The sequence below is a fragment of the Flammeovirga yaeyamensis genome (assembly GCF_018736045.1).
Taxonomy (GTDB): domain Bacteria; phylum Bacteroidota; class Bacteroidia; order Cytophagales; family Flammeovirgaceae; genus Flammeovirga; species Flammeovirga yaeyamensis.
In genome coordinates this window covers 794,993-816,308 of the sequence record NZ_CP076132.1, presented here as the reverse complement: position 1 = coordinate 816,308, position 21,316 = coordinate 794,993, and the positions used below count along the sequence as shown (strand labels likewise).

The 21,316-nt window shown below is 32.8% G+C and carries 15 protein-coding genes; 10 read left to right on the top strand and 5 right to left on the bottom strand.

The genetic code is table 11. From position 1 onward, the window contains the following. Positions 1 to 302: 302 nt before the first annotated feature. Positions 303 to 2,267, top strand: a complete 1,965-nt coding sequence (locus KMW28_RS03150) for an OmpA family protein (protein WP_169664933.1) — start codon at positions 303 to 305, stop codon at positions 2,265 to 2,267. 74 nt (positions 2,268 to 2,341) lie between these two features. On the opposite strand, the gene KMW28_RS03145 is transcribed toward KMW28_RS03150, so the two are convergent. Both KMW28_RS03145 and KMW28_RS03140 read right to left on the bottom strand, forming a co-directional pair. After that, positions 2,342 to 4,489 (bottom strand): hypothetical protein, encoded by a 2,148-nt coding sequence (locus KMW28_RS03145; RefSeq protein WP_169664934.1) that lies wholly within the window; start codon positions 4,487 to 4,489, stop codon positions 2,342 to 2,344. Positions 4,490 to 4,493: 4 nt separating this feature from the next. After that, positions 4,494 to 6,518 carry a hypothetical protein gene (locus KMW28_RS03140; RefSeq protein WP_169664935.1) on the bottom strand — a complete coding sequence of 675 codons (2,025 nt, stop codon included), beginning with the start codon at positions 6,516 to 6,518 and terminating at the stop codon, positions 4,494 to 4,496. Positions 6,519 to 6,671: 153 nt separating this feature from the next. Here KMW28_RS03140 and KMW28_RS03135 point away from each other — a divergent pair, with 153 nt between their 5' ends. The 4 genes from KMW28_RS03135 to KMW28_RS03120 all read left to right on the top strand — a co-directional run bounded on the left by KMW28_RS03135 (position 6,672) and on the right by KMW28_RS03120 (position 11,039). Next, positions 6,672 to 7,034: a CoA-binding protein gene (locus KMW28_RS03135; RefSeq protein WP_169664936.1), complete on the top strand. Its 363-nt coding sequence runs from the start codon at positions 6,672 to 6,674 to the stop codon at positions 7,032 to 7,034. 20 nt (positions 7,035 to 7,054) lie between these two features. After that, positions 7,055 to 7,957, top strand: coding sequence for a histone deacetylase family protein (locus KMW28_RS03130; protein WP_169664937.1), 903 nt, complete (start codon positions 7,055 to 7,057; stop codon positions 7,955 to 7,957). A gap of 255 nt (positions 7,958 to 8,212) precedes the next feature. Beyond that, on the top strand, positions 8,213 to 9,904 hold the full coding sequence (locus KMW28_RS03125; protein WP_169664938.1) for a Na/Pi cotransporter family protein: 1,692 nt from the start codon (positions 8,213 to 8,215) through the stop codon (positions 9,902 to 9,904). Positions 9,905 to 10,079: 175 nt separating this feature from the next. Further along, a complete protein-coding gene (locus tag KMW28_RS03120; RefSeq protein ID WP_066210197.1) occupies positions 10,080 to 11,039 on the top strand; it encodes an acetyl-CoA carboxylase carboxyltransferase subunit alpha in 960 nt (319 codons plus the stop codon). Between the two features lie 55 nt (positions 11,040 to 11,094). Here KMW28_RS03120 and KMW28_RS03115 read toward each other — a convergent pair whose 3' ends face one another. Together KMW28_RS03115 and KMW28_RS03110 are read right to left on the bottom strand one after the other, a co-directional pair. Then, a complete protein-coding gene (locus KMW28_RS03115; RefSeq protein WP_169664939.1) occupies positions 11,095 to 13,029 on the bottom strand; it encodes a hypothetical protein in 1,935 nt (644 codons plus the stop codon). Continuing rightward, positions 13,026 to 13,868, bottom strand: a complete 843-nt coding sequence (locus KMW28_RS03110; protein WP_169664940.1) for a PorV/PorQ family protein — start codon at positions 13,866 to 13,868, stop codon at positions 13,026 to 13,028. The genes KMW28_RS03115 and KMW28_RS03110 overlap by 4 nt, the downstream gene beginning before the upstream one ends. Positions 13,869 to 14,085: 217 nt before the next feature. Here KMW28_RS03110 and KMW28_RS03105 point away from each other — a divergent pair, with 217 nt between their 5' ends. The 4 genes from KMW28_RS03105 (at position 14,086) to KMW28_RS03090 (ending at position 18,322) form a co-directional block, all read left to right on the top strand. Beyond that, a complete protein-coding gene (locus KMW28_RS03105; protein ID WP_169664941.1) occupies positions 14,086 to 15,357 on the top strand; it encodes an asparagine synthetase B in 1,272 nt (423 codons plus the stop codon). Beyond that, complete coding sequence (locus tag KMW28_RS03100) at positions 15,357 to 16,478, top strand: glycosyltransferase (RefSeq protein WP_169664942.1); 1,122 nt, start codon at positions 15,357 to 15,359, stop codon at positions 16,476 to 16,478. Before KMW28_RS03105 ends, KMW28_RS03100 begins: the two co-directional genes overlap by 1 nt. Next, entirely contained in the window at positions 16,469 to 17,074 is a 606-nt protein-coding gene (locus KMW28_RS03095) for a sigma-70 family RNA polymerase sigma factor (protein WP_066210202.1), read from the top strand. The genes KMW28_RS03100 and KMW28_RS03095 overlap by 10 nt, the downstream gene beginning before the upstream one ends. A 243-nt stretch (positions 17,075 to 17,317) precedes the next feature. Further along, the gene (locus KMW28_RS03090; protein ID WP_066210203.1) at positions 17,318 to 18,322 is read left to right on the top strand and encodes an aspartate-semialdehyde dehydrogenase; all 1,005 of its coding nucleotides are present in this window, start codon (positions 17,318 to 17,320) and stop codon (positions 18,320 to 18,322) included. Positions 18,323 to 18,427: 105 nt separating this feature from the next. Here KMW28_RS03090 and KMW28_RS03085 read toward each other — a convergent pair whose 3' ends face one another. Continuing rightward, entirely contained in the window at positions 18,428 to 19,684 is a 1,257-nt protein-coding gene (locus KMW28_RS03085; RefSeq protein WP_169664943.1) for a hypothetical protein, read from the bottom strand. Positions 19,685 to 19,959: 275 nt separating this feature from the next. On the opposite strand from KMW28_RS03085, the gene KMW28_RS03080 reads away from it, so the two are divergent. Beyond that, positions 19,960 to 21,249, top strand: coding sequence for a Na+/H+ antiporter NhaC family protein (locus KMW28_RS03080; RefSeq protein WP_183363984.1), 1,290 nt, complete (start codon positions 19,960 to 19,962; stop codon positions 21,247 to 21,249). The last annotated feature ends 67 nt before the right edge of the window (positions 21,250 to 21,316 follow it).

The following is a 21,316-nucleotide window of genomic DNA, read 5'->3' as shown; positions in this document are numbered from 1 at the left end:
AATTTATTATTTTATTATGTAAATGTTACAAATAAAATGATTATCTCCCTACCTTAATTTAACAGTTATTTAAGATTTACTTAAATAACACAATTAAGTATTAAAAAAGTAATTTTTATAGATACTAGGAAAATGGTTATTCAATTTAATTTTACTAAATCTAAAACTTTGGCTTAGTTTTAATATTTATTCCATCAATATTTGCAGATCACACAACATTCTTTTAACTTCTATACTATGGATTGAAATCTTCATTCCGTAGTAAAATAGTACTAACCCTGCAAACCAAGAAACGCAATAACATGAAGCGTCTCCTCAACATAATACCTATTATCTTTTTGATTTATAGTTGTTCTTCTCCTAAGAAAGTGGCAGAAACCCATTTTGACCAAGGGGAGTATGAATTAGCCATTCACAAGTATGAATCATTAGCCAAATCTACTAGTGATAAAAAAACACAAGCAGAATATTATTATAGAGTAGCAGAATCGTATCGTTTATCCAACAGACTAACTGATGCGCTCCCATATTACAAATTGGCAAAAGATGCTGGTTACGAAAATATGGATATGTATTTCTACTATGCTTATGGATTGGAACTTCAAGGAAATTACAAAAAGTCAAAAGCACTTTTTGAAAGATATGCCAAAGAGGGAACCAACCGTCAGTTATTGAGAAGGGCAAAAGATGAAATTAAGCATATCAATATTGTCGATAGTTTAGCCAAAAACCCAGATCCGTTTATTGAAATCACAATGTGTGAAAAGTTAAACAGTGATCAGGATGATTACTCGCCAATGTTCTACAAAGACGAATTGGTTTTTACATCCACAAGAGATACTAAAAAAGTCTATCATGGCACAGGAGAAGGATATTCCAATTTATATAAATATACTTTTGATCGAGCCGATAGTTGTAATGGAACCGTTTCCTATTTCGATAGCTTGATCAATCACCCTGACCTTCATGAAGCTTCTGCTACCTTCAATCGTGATGGCACTTATATGATATTTGCCCGAAGTAACACAGGGCATCACAAAGAAAACTTTAAGGAAGTCGATTTATATGAGAGTCGATTTGAAAATGGAGAATGGTCTTTACCAACTCTATTACCTATTTCAAATCCTCAATCTTGGGATGCTTGCCCTGCCTTATCAGCCAATGGCAAAACGCTTTATTTTGCCTCAAACCGAAAAGGTGGTTATGGTGGTATTGACATCTACAGATCCAAAAGAAACGTAAACGGAACTTGGGGAAAACCAAGAAATATGGGACCTAAGATTAACTCAAGAGGTAACGATATGTTCCCGTTTATTGCTGCCAATGGTAAGATGTACTTTGCATCTGATGGTCACCCTGGATTAGGAGGTTTAGATATCTTTGAGGCCACTCGTAAAAATAACCGAATCAATATCAAAAACATGGGGAGACCATTTAACTCTTCTGGGGATGATTTTGGTTTAGTATTCTTAGAGAAAAGATTTGGTGCTTTCACATCAAATAGACACGAAGAAAAAGGAACATCAAAAGATCACATTTATTTCTTCTCCGACAAAACACCTATTCTTAAACCTGTAAATTATTTCTTGGCAGGTAACTCATTTGTCATTAAAGACACTTCTGAAATCGCCTTAGGTAAGGTAAATGTTACTCTAAAAAATACTGAGGGAGAAGTCTTAGAAGAAGTTGTTTCTGATCAAGTAGGTAGATATACATTCGAGACCCAATTAAAAATGGGTAATGATTATATTCTAATTGCCACTAAAGATAAATACTTTATGGATTCGGTCTATTATACTACTGCTGACAAAGAAGTAGACCAAGAAGATCTTAAAGACCGTCCAGAAAAAATTGTGGATTACACTCTTGAATCTGAAGTAGAATTAACCAAAGATTATTACGACGAATTAATTGAAGAGGGAGAAATTACATTAAATAATATCCTTTACGATTTTGACGATTATCGTATTCGTGCAGACGCTGCAAGAGAGTTAGATAAATTGGTGACCCTATTACAACAACATAAGAATATTAGTATAGAATTAGGATCCCATACCGATGATCGTGGTTCTGAAAAATATAACTTGAAACTATCTCAAAAAAGAGCTGAATCTGCTGTAAATTATATTATCAGTAGAGGAATAGAAAGAGACAGACTCGAAGCTAAAGGTTATGGAGAGTTACTACCTGTTGTGTTCAACGCAGAAACAGAAGAGGAACACCAAATTAACCGTCGAACAACCATTACATTGTTAGACGAATTATAATAAAGCATCGATGTACATCAAAAAAGCCGGTTACTTTTGGAAGGAGCCGGCTTTTTTTGCATAGAAATAAATTATTATAATTTCTGTATTTCAATTTTCATATTTTGATAATCAGTAATCTTATCATTTATCATCACTAAATTTTTTAATTCTGACTTATTATACTTTGATTTATTCAAATCGTACATAAGCATAATGGTTACAATATTTTTTGTTTGATACAACACGAAAGACAACTCCCATTTACCTAATATATCTTTAGTCACTTCTTTGGGAATATTATCCACTTTATATCCATAGGGTAACTCAAATTGAATTATATCTTTATAATAGCGTTTATATTTTAAATCAATTAATTGGTCGGTATTATCTAGTTCGATTATTTGTTTCGGCGAAAATATTAAACGACTTAAATCGATAAAATATTTTTTATTTTCATTTATAATCAACGAATCATATTCTATTCGATAATTATCTTTATCCTTAGTACTATCAATAATTATTTTTTTTCCTTTCAATGATTTATGAATAAAATCATTTTTAAATGTAACATTATCTACTGCATAACCTTTATAAATTATTCCTTGTTCTCCAATAGCATTATTCAATGTTGGAGATATCTTTAGCTGTACAAGGTTTTTAATATAAAATATACCCTCAGAATCTAATTTGATAACCTTAGCGTTTAAATTATTTTTTTCTGTGCTTACAATAAATGTTTTATCTAATAGATGAAAAGGGACTTGAGATAATCCATAATCTTTTTGTGTTGCATCTAAATAATATAGTTTATCATCTATAACCACCATAACAATTACATAATCCAATAAATTGAAAGTTGGATATGTTAAATGACCTTGAAGTTCAAAACTAGTATATAGAAGATATGCATCTAACCCCAATACCTTTAAAGCATGATAAAGCGTTATATTAATTCCAGCTACATTAGAAATACCAGTTTCAAACCCTTTATCTATCAAAGCAGAATTGGTTTCTTTAGAATAACTTCCATTCCACTTATAGTGGTCTTGGAAAAATGAATATATATTCTCAGCTTTTATGTATGTTGACACATTTTTTGAAGTTTTACTTAAAATAATATCTTCAAGGTTTTTACTTAGAACAAGTGTATCTTTCTGTAACTGATATGTTACTTCCTCCCATGAAAAAAACATTTTATAAGATCCAGATTTGGTAAATCTTTTCACCTTTCTACCGTAATACATATGTTTTACTTCAAAATTATCTACATATTTTTTTATGTTAGAAGGTAATTGATGCGCCATTTTTTTCATCTTAGCAAGATTCGCTAAAAATTCATCATCAATTTCTAATATATCTGATTGTGGAGATTTGTATATATAATTTTTTCTTACTTTAATATCGAAAACAAGAAAATAAGAGTTTAAATCTCCTAAAGCCAACAATTCTACTTTTTCCTCTAATGGAGGTACATTTACTTTCCTCCAAGTTTTCACTTCTTTTAGATAAACACTTTGAGGAACTGCAGACATAAAATCCGTTCCTCCATTAAAGTCATTTTTTAAATCAAATCCATAACTACCATATTCAGACATGTCTATAAAACTATCAAAAGGCTTGACTTCTGGAAGAGTAGGGTTTTGATATACACCATTGAAGAAATTATCGTATCCAACAAATGAAATTTCACTAAGTAATGTTGGAGCTGTATTTTGAAAAAACCAGGTATCAATACCATTACAATAAAGGTCAAAATAATTTATGAATTCATAATCGATAATGTCACCAACCATTAAATTTTTAAAGGTAACCTTCACAATTGAATAGTTTTGGTTAGCAAAAACGACTATACTATCTGCTTTTTCAACACTTACCTTTCCTTTATTTTTTCTGAAGATATTTGCCCTATAAGGTAACTCAGAATCTTTTTTTGACTTTGATAAGTAGAGGTACAAAGTGTTATCACTTAAGCTTTTTTCTTTCAAAAATTTAACCCGAACGTTTCTTTTTAAGCTATAAATGAATGTAGATGATTTTACTTTTTTCTTTTGTACTACTCCTATGTCATGAAGTATTACCTTATCAGCATCTATATCATCACTGTTAATACTCCATTCTTTATCTGAAATTTTCCCGAACTTAACTTTTGTAGGTTTATCTTGAGCATGAATAATGAATACTAGATGTAATTTCACTAAGAGCGTAAGTAATATTTTCTTGAGAAGAATATTATTCATCATTACTCTACATCAAAGTTTTTAATCGTAGTTTATTATTTTCGAGTTTCTGAATTTCAGAAGAAAACATAGTTAAATTTTTGTAATCACTTAATAGGTAAACATATTGATTATATTTACAATTTATCATGATAGTAATCACATTTCCCATCTGAGAAATTGAATATGAAAAAGTTCCACCATTATTTTTCAAATTAATTTTAATTGGTGCTTTAGTATTTTCTATAGAGTATTCCTTTGGAAGAGTAATTTGAATTATGTCTTTGTAACTTTGTCTTGTTTGAAATTCAACTTCATATTTCCTTTGTTCATTTTTCTTGAAAACTGGTTTTAGAGTGTAATTTATTTGCCCTAAATCAAGATAATAACCTAATGAATCTTTAAGAATAAAATTGTCGATTTCTACATCATAATTCACCTTATCATTTGATTTTTCTATTAAAGAGTTTTTTCCTTTCTGCGACAACTTCACGAAGTCAATACTTTCATCATCCTTTAAGTTGGCATACCCTTTAAATGAAATAGTTTGGTTTCCTTGAGCATTCAATTCATCATCTACCGTAAACTCCAAAACATTTCTAACATAATAATATTCCTTTGATTCTAATCTGAATACTTTATTATTTAATCCATCATTTTTTGAAACGACTAAGAAATACTTGTTTAAAAGATTAATAGGTATAGTTTTTAAACCATATGTTTTTTGTGTTGCATCTAAATAATAAGATTTCCCTTCTAAGTTTAAATTAACAATAACATAGTCTAATAGAAAGTAAGTTGGCTTTACTAAAACACCATTACCTTTCATACTCGTGTACATAAGGTTCACATCAAATCCCATATCTTTTAAAGCTTTATACAACGAGATATTAATACCAGCTACATTAGAGACACCCGTTTTATAACCTTTCTTTATATATTCCTCTGAAATACTCGTTGCTTGCCCCCCATTCCAATTATAGTGCTTTTGTACTTCTGCATAAAGTGTACTTGCTTTTTCTACATTAGTAATACTTTTCTTTTTCAGATCATCAGTAATATTTGAAAATAAGTTTCCTCCTAATGGTATATCATTTTTCAACCTAGAACTTACTGCATTCCAAGAATCAGAATACGAGTGATATTTATTAATTGTACCATTAGAAACGTAAGCGACTTGTGCACCTGAAGTAGCAGTAAGGGGCATATTTGAAATAGATACTAAATCAAAGAAGATATAGGGCTTTTTAAAGTTATCATTAAGAACAAAATCTTCCTCTTTAAAGGCTGGTATATCAGTTAAACGCCAAGTTTTTGTTAATAACCATTTTGAAGTTTGAACAGTTGCAGTGGCTCTATAATTTGTTCCTCCAAAGTTTTTGTTCATATTATTATTACTCCTTCTAGCCTGTACCATTTCTTTTCTTTCGACCCTTCCTTCATAAACTAATTCAAGTGGATATTGATAATTCTGATAGTAGGTATAATCATCTCTTTCATCATGATTAAAGGTTAACTCACTTAATAATGTAGGAACGTCATTTTGAAAATACCAAGGAGTAATTGGGTAAGCATAACTATCACTATAAGATTTATATTCTATATCAACAATATCTCCCACCTTTACAGATGGTATTGAAACTTCTATTAATTGATAATGACTATTTGATTGTATTTCCTTTATTTCAACATCATTTTTTATTTCTTTCTTACCCACCTTACTAAATACATTAGCTTTTAAATGTAAGCCATCATCTTGTATAGATTTCGGTAATAAAAATTGAAATACGTTACCAGATAAACTTGATTCTTTCAAATACTTTATCCTTTTGTTTCTTTTTAATTCTACTACACCATATCCACTAAATACTCTAAAATTTACAACTCCAACATCATGAAGTATTACTTTATCAGCATTAGGATCTTTATCATAAGTTGTAAGATTCCACTCTTTATCGGATATTTTTCCGAATTTGGTTTTGGTAGGAGATGATTTTTGAGCAAAACAAAATGATACAATTAACAGTAACAATATTTGAAGTAAAAATTTCATAGTTAGAAAAAATTTGTAAAATGAGTTTAGTTTTTATTTAATCACAATATATATTACAAAATTAAATTATACTAATTTTGATAAGTTACTCTAGTTCTAAATATTAGAATTTTATTTAATAATATCTGTTTCATCTTTTGTCATTTAAATCCTATGAAAAAAACCGTCATTATCGGAGCCACCCCCAACCAAAGTCGCTATGCCTATTTTGCATCACAAAGACTAACTGATAATGGACATGAAATTGTTCCGCTTGGAATAAAAAAAGGAAAAGTGGCTAATGGTCAGGAAATTATCAACGATCAACCTTTTATAGACGATGTGGATACCGTAACAATGTATGTAGGACCACAAAACCAAGATAATTGGATGGATTACATCATATCATTAAAACCAAAAAGAGTCATTTTTAACCCCGGAACGGAAAACCCAATCTTTTATCAAAAACTTAGTGAAGCAAATATTTACTTTGAAGAAGCATGTACATTAGTCATGTTATCTGCTCAAACGTATTAATCGAAAAATTAAATTTATTCATGCTTAAAATAGCTTATCATCCATGTTATGGTCATCCGGTAGAAGCAGGACATCGTTTTCCAATGGATAAATACCCGCTTTTAATCGAACAGTTATTGTATGAAGGAACAATTACAGAGGATAATATATTTTCACCCGATCCAGTAGATGAAAAATATGTTTTATCCACCCATACAAAAGAGTATTGGGAAAAATTAAAAAATCAAACGATTAGCTACAGGGAAGCCCGAAAAATTGGTTTACCTATGTCGGATGCATTAGTAAAAAGGGAGCTCATTATTACACAAGGAACTATTGAGTGTACTGAATTTGCTTTTCAGAATGGAGTAGCAATGAACATTGCTGGAGGTACGCATCATGCATATACCGACCACGGTGAGGGATTTTGTTTATTGAATGATTTTGCTGTTGCTGCTAATTATTTAATCCAAGAAAAAGGACTAGAACGTATTCTCATCATAGACCTTGATGTACATCAGGGAAATGGAACGGCAGAAATCTTCCAAGACAATCCTAAAGTTTTTACATTTAGCATGCATGGAAAGAACAATTATCCCATGCATAAAGAAAAATCTGATTTAGACATTCCATTAGAAGATCAAACAACAGATAGTACTTACTTAAGTATACTCAAAAAATATATTGATGTACTTTTTAATGAGATCGAACCTCAATTTGTCTTTTTCTTATCAGGAGTTGATATATTGAGCAGTGATAAATTAGGTAAATTAGGGATGTCAATTCAAGGTTGTAAAGAAAGAGATGAAATTGTTTTAAAATATTGTCATGATCATAATGTACCTGTAGCAATAAGCATGGGAGGAGGTTACTCTCCACAACTTCATATTATTATAGAAGCACACGCCAATACCTTCCGAATTGCAAATAATATCTATTTTTAATGGTGTACTTTAGTAACTTATTATGATATATCTAATTAAAGTTGAATAATTGCGCGTTAGTAATTTTTTATTGTATTATTTTCATTCAAAATTCATAAGAAACTGATATAAAATAAGCTTTAGAATTTACTAATATTTTCTTCCAAGGTTAACAAATTATTAATTCGTATCTTTTTTAAGGTAGTACGATAGATATTGAGTTACTTTGGGGTTCTAAATTCAACCAAAATTGAATTCGTCGTTTATACTTAAGATATGGAATTTGGTATTTTTGAGTTTTTAAAACTTGTTGGTTCACTTGGTCTTTTCATCTACGGGATGAAAATTATGAGTGAGGGTATACAAAATGTTGCAGGAGATAAAATGAAATCTATTCTTTCTGCAATGACATCAAATAGAATTGCTGGTGTTTTTACCGGTTTTTTGATCACCACGATTATTCAATCTTCTTCTGCAACTACTGTAATGGTAGTTAGTTTTGTAAATGCAGGATTACTTAGCTTAACACAATCGATTGGTGTAATTATGGGAGCAAATGTGGGTACAACTGTAACCGCATGGATCATTTCAATCCTTGGATTCAAGGTTAAAATGGCCACATTAGCGACTCCAATTATCGCTATCGCATTCCCAATGATGTTTGCTAACTCTAAAAAAATTAAAGATTGGGGTAACACTTTAATTGGTTTTGCCTTATTATTTATTGGATTAGATTTCTTAAAGAAAGCAGTACCAGAATTCAGTGCTGACCAGTTACAATTCTTAGAGGTTATTCACTCATCTTTAGGTATTTTCGCACCAGCGGCTTTTGTAATAGTTGGTACTTTAATTACAATTGTAGTTCAGTCATCTTCAGCTGCAATGGCTTTAACTTTGGTATTGTGTAACCAAGGTGTTATTCCTTTTGATGTAGCAGCTGCAATGGTATTAGGTGAAAACATTGGTACAACAATTACTGCCAACCTTGCTGCTATTGTTGGTAATACGAATGCAAAACGTTCAGCTCGAGCCCATCTTATTTTTAACGTGACAGGGGTCATATGGATGTTATTAATATATCCATTCTTCTTGAACTTTATTGTATATATATCTCAAGAATATTTTGGACAGAATGACCCAAGAACTACTGCTGAAGCAGTTCCTGTAGCATTATCAATCTTCCATACAACCTTCAACATTATCAATACATTCATCATGGTATTCTTCGTGAAACAAATCCGTGATGTGGTAATCAAGATGGTTCCTGAAAAAGAAGATGAACACGAATATAGCTTAGAGTTTATTTCTGACGGTAGACCTATCGCTAACGAAGCAGGTATTGAACAGGCAAGAAACGAAATTAAACGTTTCGCTAATATCTCTGCTAAAGAAATCAACTCTTGTAGAAAAATCTTCCAAGGAAGTAAAGAGAATAAAAAAGAAAGAAAAGGTTACATCTCAAGGTTGCGTAAGTTGGAAGAAAGTACCGACGAAATGCACAATGATGTGAGTATCTTCCTTTCTAAAATATCAAAAGATCAACAATTATCATCTTCTCAAATTCAAGAAGTTAACTCATTATTGAGAGCTGCTCACGAAATTGAAAGAATTGGAGATATCTATAAAGGTATGACGTTTACTATCGAAAAACGTTATGACGAGAAGATTTGGCTTTCTGATGAGCAAAAAGCCGATTTAGATGACTTCCTACAAGTTGTAACCAATGCTTTCAACATTATGTTAGAAAACATGGATGCAAAAGAGATTGACCTTGATAAAGCTAATCAAGCTGAAAAAGAAGTCAATGCCAAGAGAAAAGAATTGAGACGTAAACACTTAGAACGCTCTAACGAAACTCCAGATGTCGAAGCACCACAAATGCTTGCATACAACGACTTATTGGCTTCAATGGAAAGAATTGGAGACCATATTCTAAATGTTTCTGAAGCATTCGCAGGAGTGGCTTAAATCATAAAAAACTGAATATGAGCCTCATCTTTAATTAGATGGGGCTTTTTTCGTATGATTTAACGTATAAAATATTCCTTTCCGAACTTTATTGCTTATGTTTGTCAATTGAAAATTAATTGTTTAGTCATCTATTAGATACTAAAACTTATACATAACAAATTTTTTCGCAGCAATGGATCAAAGTACACTGCTAGATTTCGAGAAACCTATCGCAGAACTCGAAGCGAAACTTGAAGACATGAGAGAGCTTGCATCACAAAACAATGTAGATGTTAGTGCCGCTATAAACGAATTGGAAAGTAAAATTACTCAATTGAAAAAAAGTACTTTTGAAAATCTTACTCGTTGGCAAAGAGTTCAGCTTTCTCGTCATGCTGACAGACCTTACACTCTTGACTATATTTATCAAATCACTGACGAATTTGTAGAGCTTCACGGCGACAGAGCTTTTGGTGATGATAAAGCGATGGTCGGTGGTCTTGGAACAATCAATGGAAAAACTTTCATGATGATTGGTCAGCAAAAGGGTAGAAACACAAAGCAACGTCAATTGCGTAACTTTGGTATGGCTAACCCTGAAGGCTACAGAAAAGCTCTTCGTTTAATGCAATTAGCGGAGAAATTTAGAAAGCCTGTTGTTACTTTTATTGACACTCCTGGTGCTTTCCCTGGTATTGAAGCTGAGGAAAGAGGTCAAGCAGAAGCAATTGCTAAAAACTTGAAGGAGATGTTTAAATTAACAGTTCCAGTGATCTGTATCGTTATTGGTGAAGGAGCTTCTGGTGGTGCTTTAGGTATCGCTATTGGTGACTCAGTAATGATGTTAGAAAACACTTGGTACTCTGTGATCTCTCCTGAATCTTGTTCTTCAATTCTTTGGAGAAGCTGGGATTACAAAGAACAAGCTGCTGAAGCATTAAAGTTAACAGCTAAGGATATGAAGTCTTTTGGTTTGATCGACAAAATTATTCCTGAACCACTAGGTGGTGCTCATACTAACCCTCAAGAAATGTTCGAAATCATGAAGAAAACAATTCTTGAAGAAGTAGAAGAGTTAGAAAAACTAGATACTATTACTTTGAAAAACAACCGTATTGAGAAATTCTCTCAAATGGGTGTATTCAACGAATAATCGTATCTTATCACATACTAAAGAGGCCGTCTCATTATTAATGAGTCGGCCTTTTTTATATCTTCAATACAAATTGAAAATTAATTTGATGAATTGAATTTTCATCATCAACATTTTCAATATTCACTTCTTTCTTTGTTCTACTCCATCTTGCAGAAAAATAATGTCCGTTGCCAAATCTATATTTTGATAAAACATAAAACCGCCAACCTACACCATAATATGGAGGAAAAGAGTAGGCGTATCTTATGTTTTTTTCATAAGCATATAAACGAGTAGAAAAACTTGGTGCATCAAAAAATGCCAATCTGGTAGACAAATAAAATTTCTTTTCCCAATCCCAATTCAAGTCTTGATAAATCATATATCCCAACTCCGAAACCTCTCTTTCTTTGTTATAGCTTCCTTGTGCTCTAAGTGTCCAATTTAAATGCTTTGAAACTTCTACCAAATACCTTAGACTTCCTTTTATAGTCTGTTTTTTTCCGTACAATTTTACTTTACTACTATCTGCTAAATAATACGCTCCTTTTTCCTGAAAACTACCCTCGAATTGTAATTTCTGCCCTTTCTTCACTTTATACCAACCACTTCCTCTAAACTCTACTCCTTCTCTACCTGCATCTTGCTGATAGGTAGCATATGGGAATTTAAAAACATCAAAAAATAAATTCAATCCCCATTTCTTGTACTGTTCCAATTTTAGTCCCATGTACAAACCTTCCTCGTTACTTACACGACTTAATTCACCAAGGCTATTCGCATAAGGAGCTACATAATTAGGTGAATATTTACGATATAAAATCACCCAATCCACCCCTTTTAAAAGATGAGTGAATAACGTTGTATTCAAAGCATAGCTATTATCTAAAGAAGTAGCCACTTCAGAAACTACATGGAAATTCTGATATCGAAAGCTGACATCAAATGATGTGTTGATAAATGATTTTCCTGAAAAGATTCCAAGTGAATCATTCCTCAAATTCATTTTTATTTCTTGATCATAATTTCCCATCAAAGTATTTAAATGTACATCAAATAGTTCTTGATGATACCCTAATCTAGCTCCATATATCTTTTCTTCAATTTCTCTTTTTACTAACTCATCATCATCAGAAACTTGAACATATGCCTCCTTCTTTTGATACCCAACAAACACTTCAGAGTTAAGCGATTTAGACCATGATATATCTGTGGCTGCTCCCCTAAAGAAATTATCGTTGGCCATTGAATTATAAGGTCTAATTCCATCTTGTCCTCTATACACACTCAATAACGGATCTCCTCCTTTCCCTAGAAAATAACCGCCACCAAACACCAATCCTTGTCCCCCGATCATTTGATAATCACCTAATATTATTTTTTGAAATTTTCCTTTGTTATACAAAGCCACATGTGCGGAGGAATAGCTTGTTCCAAAATCATATGACTTAGGATTCCAGGTAAACAGTTCGTCATTTTGATGTTGAATATTCACTCCCACACTATAGTCATTTTTTCTAGTCCACCTTCCCCTCAACTGAGTTGAAAACGGTACAATTAATTCATCATCAAAAGGGATTTTAAGACTTGTATTTAACATTAAAAAATGCTGATCGGGCAATTGCCAACGGTCTTTTGCTGAAAGTGATTCTTTATCCTTTGAATCAATAAAAGTAGCTTGCTTCACTCGTTTTTTTGTGGATTCTACCCAATCTAAACGATCAATTTCTCTAATATTAATCAGTTTGCCAAATGTCTCTTTGTACTCTAGAAAAACAGTTAACTCATCGTAGGTTAAGCCATAAATTTCCATCAATTGATAAGGTTTTAACTTATTGATGTCTTTGGGATGAGCAAATAAATCTAACCAATAATCAATTTCTTGAGTGGACATTAATTCTAACTCTTGATCTGAAAAAACTTTCTCCAGAGTAGATTGTTCTTCAGCGTTTTGGGCTACTATTTGATGCGTCATCAGAAAGATGAGACCTAAGATATATTTTCTCATGATTTCAATTTTCTAATGACATAACAAATTGAAAACTGATGAGACCATGCAAATACATCGTCAGTAGAGAAAGCATAATCGACTTTCCATTTTTTATGATGAAATCCGCTTCCTAAGCTAATATCAAAAGGAAACATTTGAACGCCACCTCTGAGAAACAAATACTTCTTCCATTGGTACTCAAACCCCGATTTAAATTGAATTGGTTGATACTTTTCCCTTTCAAATGAAGTAGAAAACTTAAAAAACGAATTGATTTGATAATGAAGACCAAATGCCAATAATGATGATTTATCCGCTCCAAATATGCCTTCTTTATACATCGATTGACCTACGTTTTTCATGGCCACTCCCAAAGAAACTTTTGACGATAACTTCGTTCGAACAGCAAAATTAAAGGTGATTAATTGAAGGGTATTTACTCCCTCTGCTCGTAATTGATTGTAAGAAATACCTCCTCCTAATCGAATAATACCAATTTTATGCACAGTACCTAAATCAATAGATTGCTCAGATAGATAGGCATCCCCAATACTTTGAATACCTAGAAAAGTTGACCAGTCTGAATGAATTGGATGAACGATTCCAATAGCAGAATAGGCCACTTCTTGAAATATACTTCGATGTGTTACCCCAACTTCAGACGCAGGTAAAAGTATTGAAGATAGATCGTTGAAACTTCCCCAAACATCATCAGAAAAAAGGTGTTGATTTCCTTTTGCTTGGGCTGATGCACCCAATGGAATATTCCCCAAAGAAGGACGAGGAGTTTGTGAAAAAAGAGAATAGCTTAGAAAAAGAAAAGTACACAAAGTACCCACTCTTGTAAATAGTAGCATTAGTCAATGAATCGTTAATCGTTTAATTTACAGCGACCTAAATTACTACTTTTATAATTATATCTAAGGTTCGATGAAAAAAAATCGTAAAATTCTTCAATCTTTCGTAAATGAATTGCATTTTGATAGTTCAAGATTGAATTTAGTGAAGCTGACAAGACTTAACGAAGGTAAATCTAACCCTAATTCATCCATTTTTTGAATAATAAAATTATAGATGCAAAGAACATCAAAATATATATTTTCCCTTCTCGGACTTTTATTACTTCCATTTATAGGTTTGGCCAATTATATTTTGGTACCTATGGATGTCACCCAGACCAATCATTTAAAAGCCTATGGCATAACTTATTGGGTACTTCAAAAAGATGTTGAAGCAGAATGGCTCCTCAATTTTAGAGGCGGAAGCTTCCTTTTTAAGTATGCTCAGGAATTCGAAAACGAAATGATTGTCCGTGGGGTATCCTATGATGTGATTTCTGATGCAGATGCTTTGCAAATAAAAAGAGAAATTGAACATCCTGAAGCTAATATGGATATCATGCGATTGGATGTTCCTCCTAAAATTGCAGTATATTCTCCTCCATCAAAAATGCCTTGGGATGATGCGGTAACTTTAGTACTTACCTACGCAGAAATTCCTTACGATGTCATTTTTGATGATGAAGTAATTGCGGATCTTCTTCCGAAATACGATTGGCTGCATTTACACCATGAGGATTTTACTGGTCAATACGGCAAGTTTTTTAGAGCCTATGGTCGTCAGAAATGGTACATTGATAACCAAAAGAAATTCGAAGCTTCTGCCCAAAAGCACGGGTTTAGTAAAGTTTCTCAATTGAAATTGGGGGTAGCTAAAAAAATTAGAGATTTCTGTGCGGGTGGAGGATTCTTGTTTGCCATGTGTTCAGCTACGGATACTTACGACATCGCTTTATCTGCTGAAGGAGTAGATATTTGTGATTTCATGTATGATGGTGACCCTGCCGATCCAGCTGCTCAATCCAAACTTGATTATTCTAAAACATTCGCCTTTAAGGATTTCAAATTGTATATGGATCCTTACAAATACGAATATTCAAATATTGATAATCAGTACTACGAAAGAGGTTTAACAGAAGGAAATGATTTCTTCAAACTCTTCTCTTTCTCTGCAAAATGGGACCCTATTCCTACGATGCTTTCACAAAATCATCAGCAAAATATTAAAGGTTTTATGGGACAAACAACGGCCTTTAAAAAGCATTTAGTAAAGTCAGATGTGATTGTGATGGGCGAAACAGCAGAAGCGAATGAAGTACGATACATCCACGGAACATACGGTAAAGGTACTTGGACGTTTTATGGTGGTCACGATCCAGAAGATTATCAGCATTTAGTAGGTGAAGAACCCACCGATTTAAACCTTCATCCCAACTCTCCGGGTTACCGTTTGATATTGAATAATATCTTATTCCCTGCCGCAAAGAAAAAGAAACAAAAAACTTGATGCTCGATTTTATTCAAGAATACTTTTTTGAACTACTTTACGCTGCATTTCTACTTCCTCAGTTAATATTATGGTGCATTATTGTCCCTTCTCAGTGGAAAGTAGAACGTCATCATCCAACATCAAATAATGAGGGCGTAAGTGTAATTGTAGCCGCAAGAAACGAGGAACATCACTTACCCACACTCTTGGATCATTTAGTAAATCAAGAGTATCCAGAATTTGAAATCATCATTATAAATGATCGTAGTTCTGACCAATCTTCTAGGATAATTAGGGAATATCAACAAAAACATAACATTATAAAGGAAATAGTAATTGATGATAATTTTGGAGCAATCAGCCCTAAAAAATTTGCTTTAAGTAAAGGTATTCCTCAAGCGAAATACAATCAATTATTATTTACAGATGCCGATTGTGTACCTGCTTCTAATCAATGGATAAAATTAATGACGGCTAGGTTATCGACTCATCCACTTACTTTAGGCATTGGGTGGTACCTACCTAAACATGGACGTTTAGTAGAAAAATTTACACAGTTTGAAACCTTAATCACTGCCTTACAATATGTCTCATTTAGTCGAATAGGCATCAATTACATGGGGGTGGGTAGAAATATTGCCTATACAAAAGCACTTTATACATCAGGAAATGGGTTTGAAAGTCATAAAAATGTGTTGAGTGGTGATGATGACTTATTTATCAATCAAGTGGCAAACAAAGACAATACGGCAACAATCATTCACCCAGATAGTCTGACATATAGTCAGCCACCGTCCACTTGGAAAAAATGGTATTTTCAAAAATTAAGGCATTTAAGTGCCGGACATCACTATAAATTATCAAATAAATTGCTTTTAGGTGCCTTAAGTACTTCGCACCTATCAGTATATTTTATATATTTACTATTACTACCACTAAATGTGGCAAATTTATTGTATTTATCCCTTTTGTTGATAATTCGATTAGTTGCCATCACGATCTGTACTAGAAAATTCACGAGAATGACGAATACAAAGTTTAGTTGGTGGTTTATTCCTATTATGGACTTCATGCTTATTGCATATCAAATTATAATTGGAGCATCCTCAGTGATCTCGAAACGTAACACATGGATTTAGAGAGACAGTTTTCCCAAAAAGCACTAGAAGACTTTGAATTAATAGATCAAGCTATTGCCGGAGATGAACAGGCATATGCGAAGTTGATGGGCCGTTACCGTAAATCAGTATATCATACAATACTGAAAATGGTAAGGAATGTCGATGATGCCGAAGATTTAACTATCGAAGCCTTTGCTAAAGCATTCAAAAACCTATCAAAGTTTAAAAAGGATTATACGTTCAGTACATGGCTCTTCAGAATTGGGTCGAATAATGCTATTGACTTTATCCGTAAAAAGAAATTAGAAACATATTCTATTGACGCCGAAGTGACCAACAAAGACGGTGATACAATGAGTATGAACATTCAGGATTCAGGCCTAACACCTCATGAAGAAGCAATCAAGAAACAAAAAATTCAGATTGTACATGAGTTTGTAAGCTTGCTACCTCCTAAATACCAAAGATTAGTAAAGCTTAGATATTTTGAGGAAAAATCTTATGACGAGATTGCCGCAGAACTAGAAGCACCTCTAGGTACGATTAAAGCACAATTACACAGAGCCCGAGAGTTACTGTATGATTTAGCTAAGAATAGTAAAAACGTACTATAAGGGATACATCAAATAGTCTAATCAAAACAGCATCAATCTCATTTAAAGGAAATTGATGCTGTTTTATTTATAACACGGTGTGTTATTTTTGTATAAATCGAATAGAATAATCATTTATTAAAAAATGATTTTTTACTTTTACATCGTAATCAAAAAACTAAGTAAAAACGTGTTGGAACGATTTCTTACTTATGTGATGCGATGATTTAAAAACAAACGAATCAACACTATTTATTTCAACATATGAAACTAGCAGTAGTAGGAGCAACAGGACTTGTGGGAGAACAAATCCTAAACGTTATCAAAGAAAGAGGTTTCCACTTCGATGAGTTATTATTAGTAGCATCAGCAAGATCTGCAGGTAAGAAATTCACTTACGATGGAAAAGAATACACTGTAGTTACAGCTGAAGACGCTATCGCTCAGAAGCCGGATATCGCTATTTTCTCTGCTGGAGGTGGTACATCTTTAGAGTACGCTCCAAAATTTGCTGAAGCAGGTGCTACAGTAATCGACAACTCTTCTGCATGGAGAATGGATCCATCGAAGAAATTGATCGTACCTGAAGTAAATGCAAAGTCTTTAACTAAAGAAGATAAAATTATTGCAAACCCGAACTGTTCTACAATCCAAATGATTGTGGCTATCGGACCTTTGCACGAAAAATATAAAATCAAACGTGTTGTAGTTTCTACTTACCAATCAGTAACTGGTTCTGGTAAAGCTGCAGTAGATCAATTGTTCGCTGAAAGAGCTGTTTCTGCAGGTCAAGAGCAAGAAGTAAACAAAGTTTACCCTCATACAATTGACTTAAACGTTCTTCCTCACATCGATGTATTCCAAGACAATGGTTACACTAAAGAGGAAATGAAGATGATCAATGAAACTAAGAAAATCTTAGAGGACGATTCTGTAAAAGTTACTGCTACTACAGTTCGTATCCCTACAGTTGGTGGTCACTCTGAATCTGTAAACATTGAGTTCGAAAACGAATTCGACGAAGCTGAATTACGTCAGATCCTTGCTGATGCTCCTGGCATCATCATCCAAGACGATCCAGCAAACAACGTTTACCCTATGCCGTTGACATCTCACAACAGAGACGAAACTTTCGTAGGTCGTATTAGAAGAGACGAAACTCAAGAGAAAACAGTGAACATGTGGATCGTTGCAGATAACTTAAGAAAAGGTGCAGCAACTAACACAGTTCAAATTGCTGAATATCTTGTATCTGCAGGACTGGTTTAAGTTTAGGTAGAAGTTAGGAGTTAGGAGTTAGGAACTAATAACTAAGTTTTGGAATTAATAGATTTAATGGAAGCTGAGTACACTTTAATGTGCACTCAGCTTTTTTTAATGGTTAAATATATTCACCCTCATTTCATATTTGATATTTGTATTCAAACCTTCAACATAGTTGCCTGCAACATCAATCCATTTTTCTGATTCTGTTAATTCTGATAACTCAACATCAAACCTTTTTTCAATTTCTCTTATTTTTGGATGTAGAAGCGGTTTAAAATTGTGTATAGCATTTGTTCCTATTACAACTAAAATAAGAGTATTATTCATCCCCAAATCTTCAAGATCAAAAGGTTTATATATTGTACGTATCCAGTATTCATCTACAATAGCTTGATTTGGATAAACCAAACTTTCCCCATTATCAATAGAATAAGAGTTAATTAATTCCTTCTCAGATAAGGGGTTAAAATAATCCAGATCAAAGTTACCTAGTTGATAATCAGCAACAGCATAAGAAGACGTATTTGTAGAAGGTGCTGTATAATACCTTGTAAAATAGTAGTTTATATTTCCCTTATTTATTAAAACCTTAGGAAATTCAAATTCGCCGTTCAGTTCGACAGTATGTATTACTAATAACTCTGCAGAAGCATTATTCAAATTTAATCTTGCAAATCCTTTATAAGTGTTTCTCAAATCAATTGGTCTTGTATTAATTGCAGCTTTAGTGGACTTTAAATCATCCACTGAAAAAACTTTCTCATTTTCATCAAAAAAATACAATGGTAAATAGGCTTTGATATTATATGTTGAATGATAAATTAATAAATGTGCACTGTAATCTCCTTCTAAGTTACCTGTTATCGTTACATCCATAGTATTAGTACTCTCATCTTCTGACTCCTTTATTTGAATAGAACGGCTTTTTGTTTCTAAATACACTGTACAACCAATTGGAAAAGTATATTTTCTTTCTAGAATATGATCTTCATCTGAAGTGCTCCTATTTTGTAAGTTCACTTCTTTATATACTAAATGTGATATTAACTCATCAGTATAATCCCAAGTTTGAAGAACCAAAGAAACTCTATACACGTCTTCATTTTTATATTTTGATGAAATCTCAACGGGAACAGTTACGGGTGATAAATCATCATATTCATACAAATCTGATATTATCGAAGAGTCTTTATCTACAAAATAAAAATAAGCAGTACCCTGAATAAACTCATGCTCAGAATAAACAGGAGGTAATTCATCTATATGTTGATAATAAGTAAAAGTACCTAATTCCTCACTGGACCGATCGAATAGTTGACATCCTCCAAGTAAAATAGACAATAATAAAAATTTAAAGTATTTCATATTAGATTAATTGATTAAAGTATTCATCAATTAATCTAATCCTGTAAAAAAAGAAAAACACTTAAAGGGGTTGACGTAGTTAAGAAGTAGTATCAAATATGAAATAAAACTTTGAAGTAATAACTCAAGATTCATATTATGAAGGTCTACCATAAAAGGATTAGTTTATTTAACACCCTTTTTTTCAATCACTTGATCAATCTTATTAGTTTTGAAGTTCGGACTTGATTGTGTGTGAGTCCACTTTGTATTTGAGAGGATAAAAATAAATTAATTTGGAACAGACAATTACTAAAAAAGGAAATCCACTAGCATTACTTCCATTGCTAACATTCTTGGTGAGTTACTTAGCAGTCTCACTTATTACTAACGACTTTTACAAAATGCCTGCAACCGTTTCTTTCTTGTTGGCATCTATTGTTGCCTTAGCGATGAATCCTAAAGCAACTTTAAAGGAAAAAATCTCTACCTATACACAAGGAATGGGACACTCAGACATTATGCTGATGTGTATTATTTTCTTGTTAGCAGGAGCTTTTAGTGTTGTTAGTGAATCTATGGGTGCCATTGACTCTACAGTAAATATGGCCCTCAATTACCTTCCTAGTCATTTACTGATTACAGGGATATTTATTATCGCTTGTTTCATTTCTATTTCTATAGGTACTTCTGTAGGTACGATTGGAGCTATTGCTCCCATTGCTGTTGGTATTGCCGAGAAAACAGGAATGCCTGTAGGTATTGGCTTAGGAGCTGTTGTAGGCGGAGCCATGTTTGGTGATAACTTATCGATGATTTCTGATACAACTATCGCAGCAGCACGAACGCAGGGTGTAGAAATGAAAGATAAGTTCAAGGCCAATATCAAAATTGCTTTGCCTGCAGCTATCATAACAATACTAATTTATATAGTAACTACCAGTAATATTCAACTTAACTTGGCTCAAAATTATGATTTCAGTTTCATAAAAGTGATCCCTTATTTGGTTGTTCTTATTGGTGCTTTATCAGGAATGAACGTAATGGTCGTTCTACTACTCGGCACCTTGCTTTCTGGTATCATCGGTATATCTACCGAATCATTTGATATCTGGGGAATGATTGCCGCTACCTCTCAAGGCTTTATGAGAATGTCGGAGATTATCATTCTTTGTTTAATGATTGGTGGTGTTGTAGCCATCACTCATAAAAATGGTGGAATTAATTATATCATTTATGCTATAACTTCACGTATAAAATCAACTAAAGGTGGCGAAATTGGAATTGCCATCTTGATTATGTTTATCGATGTGTGTACTGCAAATAATACTATTGCCATTATTATTGGAGGTCCCATCGCCAAAGAAATTTCAGATAAATTCAATATTGATCCGAAAAGATCGGCGAGTATATTAGATACCTTCTCTTGTTTTACACAAGGTATTATTCCTTATGGTGCTCAGATTCTTGCCGCAGTTACTGTTACCACAATAATCACCCCATTAGATATTATTCAATACCTATATTATCCTTTCATTTTAGGTGTTTGTGCATTGGCTTATATCTTTTTGATGAAGAGAAAATAATCGAATCATATAACCTAAAGAGGGTGTCTAATTTATCCACTTTTCCTCATATCATAAGCCCCGAATT